Annotated in this window: 4 protein-coding genes and 1 rRNA gene; all 5 read left to right on the forward strand. The window is 62.1% G+C overall.

All coding sequences use genetic code 11. From position 1 onward, the window contains the following. Positions 1-76, forward strand: a 5S ribosomal RNA gene (gene rrf, locus DJ029_RS22635); the annotation flags it as partial. Positions 77-274: 198 nt separating this feature from the next. Further along, on the forward strand, positions 275-811 hold the full coding sequence (locus DJ029_RS21405; RefSeq protein WP_112324483.1) for an acyloxyacyl hydrolase: 537 nt from the start codon (positions 275-277) through the stop codon (positions 809-811). A gap of 101 nt (positions 812-912) precedes the next feature. Further along, complete coding sequence (locus tag DJ029_RS21410) at positions 913-1,317, forward strand: helix-turn-helix domain-containing protein (protein WP_112324484.1); 405 nt, start codon at positions 913-915, stop codon at positions 1,315-1,317. 12 nt (positions 1,318-1,329) lie between these two features. After that, positions 1,330-1,587, forward strand: coding sequence for an FAD assembly factor SdhE (locus tag DJ029_RS21415; protein ID WP_198671245.1), 258 nt, complete (start codon positions 1,330-1,332; stop codon positions 1,585-1,587). 84 nt (positions 1,588-1,671) lie between these two features. Further along, positions 1,672-2,181 (forward strand): MarR family winged helix-turn-helix transcriptional regulator, encoded by a 510-nt coding sequence (locus tag DJ029_RS21420; protein WP_112324485.1) that lies wholly within the window; start codon positions 1,672-1,674, stop codon positions 2,179-2,181. Positions 2,182-2,286 lie beyond the last annotated feature (105 nt).

The following is a 2,286-nucleotide window of genomic DNA, read 5'->3' on the forward strand; positions in this document are numbered from 1 at the left end:
CCGAACTCGGCCGTTAAGCGCCACCGCGCCGATGGTACTGCGTCTCAAGACGTGGGAGAGTAGGTCACCGCCAAACCTGCTAAACTCAAAGTCGCTCGATGAATGATCGTTATTTCAAAAAGGCCGTCGGTTTTCCGGCGGCCTTTTTGCGTTCCGGAACAGCGCACTATTGTAAATATGCCGACAGCCGCCGCCGATCGCGGGCGCATCCCTGTCTTTCCGTGACTTGCCCGCTGGCCTCGGCCAGAAACGGGGCGCATCCCGTGGAGGTATCATGATCGAAGACGGCACAGTCGCCATCCTTTTCTGGCTCATCGCGCTTGGATCGGCCGGGCTCGACCGCCAGGACGGCTGGTTCGAGCGGGATCCCGCACCCGGTTCGGTCGTTGTGTCTGGGGGGCAGACCTCGATCCGGCGATCCGGGCGGGGGGAGGCTCGGCAGACCCTCAGCGAGGAGTTGCGCCTGCAACTTTACCAGGATCGCACCTACGGCCCGCTGCAACCCGTTGCAGAGGTGTCCGTCACGGCGGACGGTGGGACGTATCTTGGCGCCGGGTTCGCCATGCGCCGGGACTTCGACCTGGGGGGTCTGCCACTGTTCGCAGGCGGAGAGGTGGTCACCGGCCTCTGGCTGCAGGGGGGCGACGTGGACCTTGGCGGCCCGATCGAGTTCCGCACCGGGCTTGAGCTGGGCGTGCGCTTCGATGAGTGGCGGCTCAGCGTGATGACAGACCACCGTTCGAACGCCGGCCTCTATCGCGAGAATCCGGGGCTGGAAAGCATCAGTCTGCGGCTGCACATCCCGTTCTGACGCGCCATCGCTTCGCGCCTGATGTCGCAGGGCGTCGCTTTTGGAATGCATCGGGGCCCATGCTTCGGCATAATGGGCCAAACGACATTGGAGCAAACGACATGACCGACGCTGATGAGGCGGTGGCTCTGCAATCGGGCCGTGACTACAGCGATGAGGCCGCAACGTTCGGGGACCGTATCGTCGCCGCGCGCGAGGCAAAGGGATACACGACTGCCCAGCTGGCCCGCCAGCTCGGGATCAAGTCCGAAACCCTTGTGTCCTGGGAGAATGACCGCTCCGAGCCGCGGGCGAACAAGCTTCAGATCCTTGCGGGGATGCTGAATGTGTCCATCGTCTGGCTGATGACGGGGCAGGGCGTGGGTGAGCCGCGCCAAGCGGATGGGATCGGGGCAGTGCATGTCGATGAACTGCTCGCCGACATGCGCGAAATCCGCGCGTTGCAGTCCCGGCTGGCCGAGCGTGCGCTTCGGCTGGAACGGCGGCTCCTGGCGTTGAAGGGCTGAGCGATGAGCGTGATGGAGACTTCTGAACACCGGCTCAAACGCCTGCGCCTGCGCAGCTGGCGGCGGGGCACAAAGGAAATGGACCTGATCCTCGGGCCCTTCGCGGACAAAAGGTTGGCGGACCTCGGGGCGGGGGAACTGGCCGCCTATGAGGCGATGATCGAAGAGAACGACCAGGACCTTTATCGGTGGATGACGGGCCAGCAGGACGCGCCCCCGGTGCATGCACCGCTGGTCGTGACGATCCGGATGTTTCATGGAATTACCTAAAATCCCAGGTACAGCCGGATAATTTAACCGGCTGTTTTCCTTTCTTTTGCATCAAGGGCCATCAGTTCGAGGATGGACCCAATCATGAACAAAGCGATGGCACCCGACCAGATGCGCGGCCTAAGCGGCGCCGAGGGATTTCTTGAGCATTATCTCGACAGTCTGTCCATGATCGAACGTCTTCACCGCCTGCTGCTGGACGTGATCAAGGACGAGTTCGAGCGATTGGGTGTCATCGACATCAACGCCGTGCAGGCGTTGCTGTTGTTCAACGTCGGCGAAAACGAGCTGACCGCGGGGGAACTGCGCACGCGCGGATACTACCAGGGTTCGAACGTGTCCTACAATCTCAAGAAACTGGTGGAGGCGGGCTACATGCACCACCAGAAATGCGCCATCGACCGCCGCGCCGTCCGCGTCAGCCTGACGGAGCGTGGCCGACGCATCAGCGAGACTGTGGCGGACCTGTTCGCCCGCCATGCCGAGGCCATCGACAAGGGCGGTCTGCTGGATGATCCGGGGATCAACAGCATCAACGCCTCCATGCGGCGGTTGGAACGCTATTGGACGGAGCAGATCAGGTATCTCTACTGAGCTGCCCCCCGAAAATCGGACGCTGACGTAAGCTATGATTTGCTGTCTGCTGATCTTCGACGAGAAGGAGATCAGAGATGTCGAAACGGAAGCAGCATTCGCCTG

Source organism: Oceanibium sediminis (assembly GCF_003265325.1).
Taxonomy (GTDB): Bacteria; Pseudomonadota; Alphaproteobacteria; order Rhodobacterales; family Rhodobacteraceae; genus Halovulum; species Halovulum sediminis.